At 69.2% G+C, this 2,723-nt stretch carries 4 protein-coding genes and 1 pseudogene; 1 reads left to right on the top strand and 4 read right to left on the bottom strand.

Going from position 1 to position 2,723, the window contains the following annotated elements; all coding sequences use genetic code 11:
• The coding region (locus AC2W7C_RS16375; protein ID WP_486002345.1) for a DUF3617 domain-containing protein at positions 1-533 on the top strand (533 nt) is incomplete at its 5' end.
• On the opposite strand, the gene AC2W7C_RS16380 is transcribed toward AC2W7C_RS16375, so the two are convergent.
• The 4 genes and pseudogenes from AC2W7C_RS16380 to AC2W7C_RS16395 form a co-directional block, all read right to left on the bottom strand.
• On the bottom strand, positions 481-1,023 hold the full coding sequence (locus AC2W7C_RS16380; protein ID WP_486002346.1) for a CarD family transcriptional regulator: 543 nt from the start codon (positions 1,021-1,023) through the stop codon (positions 481-483). The genes AC2W7C_RS16375 and AC2W7C_RS16380 overlap by 53 nt on opposite strands.
• Positions 1,024-1,358: 335 nt before the next feature.
• Complete coding sequence (gene fdxA / locus AC2W7C_RS16385) at positions 1,359-1,700, bottom strand: ferredoxin FdxA (RefSeq protein ID WP_486002347.1); 342 nt, start codon at positions 1,698-1,700, stop codon at positions 1,359-1,361.
• A 108-nt stretch (positions 1,701-1,808) separates the two neighbouring features.
• Positions 1,809-2,093, bottom strand: a complete 285-nt coding sequence (locus tag AC2W7C_RS16390; protein WP_486002348.1) for an RNA-binding S4 domain-containing protein — start codon at positions 2,091-2,093, stop codon at positions 1,809-1,811.
• A 143-nt stretch (positions 2,094-2,236) separates the two neighbouring features.
• Positions 2,237-2,723: pseudogene (locus AC2W7C_RS16395) on the bottom strand (helicase-related protein); the annotation flags it as partial.

A 2,723-nucleotide genomic window follows, 5' to 3' on the forward strand; every position in this document is an offset into this window, starting at 1 on the left:
CCCCCGGGGCGGCCATGGCCCCCCAGGCCAGCGCCGACACCGTCCTGCCCGGCTTCTGGGAATACACCACCTCGGCGGTCGGCGTGCGCGACACCGAACGGAAATGCGTGCGCCCGTCCGAGATCAACCGCTTCTTCGGCGGCCTGTCGACCCGTCGCTGGCGCTGCACCTATCCGGTGCGCCAGGTGGGCGACGGCAACGCCCGCTTCGAGGGCACCTGCACCGACCACAAGAACCGGCGGGTCAATGTGCGGCTGAACGGCACCTACCAGCAGGAGAGCTTCACCTTCCGCGGCGCGCCCAGCTGGCGCGCGGCACGCCCTACCTGCCGGCCTCGATCACCGCCCGCCGCATCTCGGCCCAGTGCCCAGCGGACGCGGAGTATTTCTGAGATTTCGAAACCGCCTCTCGAAGCCGCCGTCCAAAGCAAAAGGCCCGGGATCGCTCCCGGGCCTTTCGTCATTCGGCGATGTCGCCCGATCAGGCGGCTTCGGCCTCGGCGGTCGCGGCGACGGCGGCCTTCTTGGCGCTGAGCGACTTGCCCAGCAGCTCGACGGCGGCGTCCTTGTCGATCTTGTTGGCGGCGGCGACCTCGCGGGCCATGCGGTCCAGGGCCGACTCGTACAGCTGACGCTCCGAGTAGGACTGTTCCGGCTGGCTTTCGGCGCGGTGCAGGTCGCGGACCACCTCGGCGATCGAGATCAGGTCGCCCGAGTTGATCTTGGCTTCGTACTCCTGGGCGCGGCGCGACCACATGGTGCGCTTGATGCGGGCGCGGCCCTTCAGGGTCGTCAGCGCCTTGGAGACGACGTCGTCGGCGGCGAGCGAACGCAGACCGGCGGTCTTGGCCTTCTTGGTCGGGACGCGCAGCGTCATCTTCTCATGGTCGAAGGTCACGACGTAAACCTCCAGCGACATGCCGGCGACTTCCTGGGTCTCGACCGCCGCTACCTTGCCGACGCCGTGCGCCGGATAGACGACCGCGTCGCCAACCTTGAACTCCAGTCCGGTCTTGCTCGTCATGTCACTTCCTTTCCCGGCTCAGCGGGAGGGAGAGGCGAAGGCGCAAGGACAACAGGATGACGGCCGCCGGAAAGGATCCGCCGGTGATGTCAGTCTGGTCGTCAAATGCGGAAACGGATCACCCAACCTCTGGCCGATCCCGCCTGCTTGGGCGGGATTCTGTCGCAAACGCGGGCGGCGCGAGGTTTTCGCAGACCGCCCGACCCAATGACAGGAACCTATCACAAATCTGCGGAATTTCAAAACGTCCACAGCGTCAGCGTACGGAAGGCTGGAAATCCTCTCCAGAATGGGCAAGCCGGCTGTGAATCGTCCGCAACGGCCTCGGCGGAGACTCAGGAACCCTTGCCGGGCTTTTCGGAGAAATATTTCTCGAACTTGCCGGTCTCGCGCTCGAACTGCTCCCGGTCCTCCGGCGGCGTGCCCTTGACGGTGATGTTGGGCCAGACCTTGGCGTACTCGGCGTTGACCTGCAGCCACTTGCCGTCCGGCTCGTCCTCGGTGTCGGGCACGATGGCGTCGACCGGGCATTCCGGCTCGCAGACGCCGCAGTCGATGCATTCGTCCGGGGCGATGACCAGGAAGTTCTCGCCTTCGTAGAAGCAGTCGACGGGACACACCTCGACGCAGTCCATGAACTTGCAGCGCACGCAGGCGTCGGTGACGATGTAGGTCATGGGCTGGAAACGGGGGAGGGGGAGGACAGCGGTCGGTGGAGGGCGCGGGACGCGCAGATGACCCCCCAAACCCGAACTGTCAACCGGAAGGGTGGCCAGGCCGCCGTCTCAGCCCTCGACGGTGAGCAGGGCGTAGAGGGTCCGGGCCTCCTCGGCGGGACCGCGCTGCCGCCCCAGGGCCTCGACGCGCAACTCGGTCAGCCGGCCGCCCAGGGCGAACACCAGGGTGTCGCCGACGTGGACGCTGCGGCTGGGCTTGTCCAGCCGCGTCTGCACGCCGTTGTGGGTCAGCCGCACCGCGCCCCGTTCGACCAGGGCCGCGGCCAGGGAGCGCGTCTTGGCGAAACGCGCGCGCCACAGCCAGACGTCGATCCGGCAACTCGTCTCAGACATGAGGCTTCCGGCGGCGGGGCCGGCGCGGCGTCTTCGCCGTCGGGGCCGGCGGCGCGGTCAGCACGACAGGGCGGCGAAGGGCGAGTCCTTCACCGGTCTAGCGCGTCGGCCCGGCTGATCCGGCCGCTGGGCGCGAGGGATCTTCAGCGCGGAGAACAGGCCCTGGCCTCCTCCTCCGTCACCTTGAGCGAGGCCAGGTCCGCCTCGGACAGGCGGCCGCTCGAGCCGCGGCGGTCCGCCAGGGCCTCCAGCAACTCCACCGGCGCGGCGAACCGGCCGACCGCGCGCATTCCGAACGCCGACATCAGCCGCGCCGGGGGCGGCGGGTCGGGCAGGATGCTCAGGCCCTCCGCCCTGGGCCGGAAGGGTTCGTCCGCGACGAAGGCCTGCATCACCGCGCGTCCCCGGCCCTTCAGGGCCGCAGGCGTCCAGACGGAATGGAGGCCCAGACGTACGCCGAATTCCTTCAGCGTGCGGCGCTCCGCCTGGCTGAGCGCCGCCAGATCCCGTTCGACCTCGCGACGATCCAGGACGCCGCCCGCCTCCAGCAGGCGGAACGCCAGGCCGCGCGGCAGACCCTTCAGGGCGCCGCTTTCGATCGCCGTCCTGAGCCGGCGCAGGGGCCGCAGG

The sequence above is a fragment of the Brevundimonas sp. CURTG3B2_SDJG genome, from assembly GCF_057364705.1.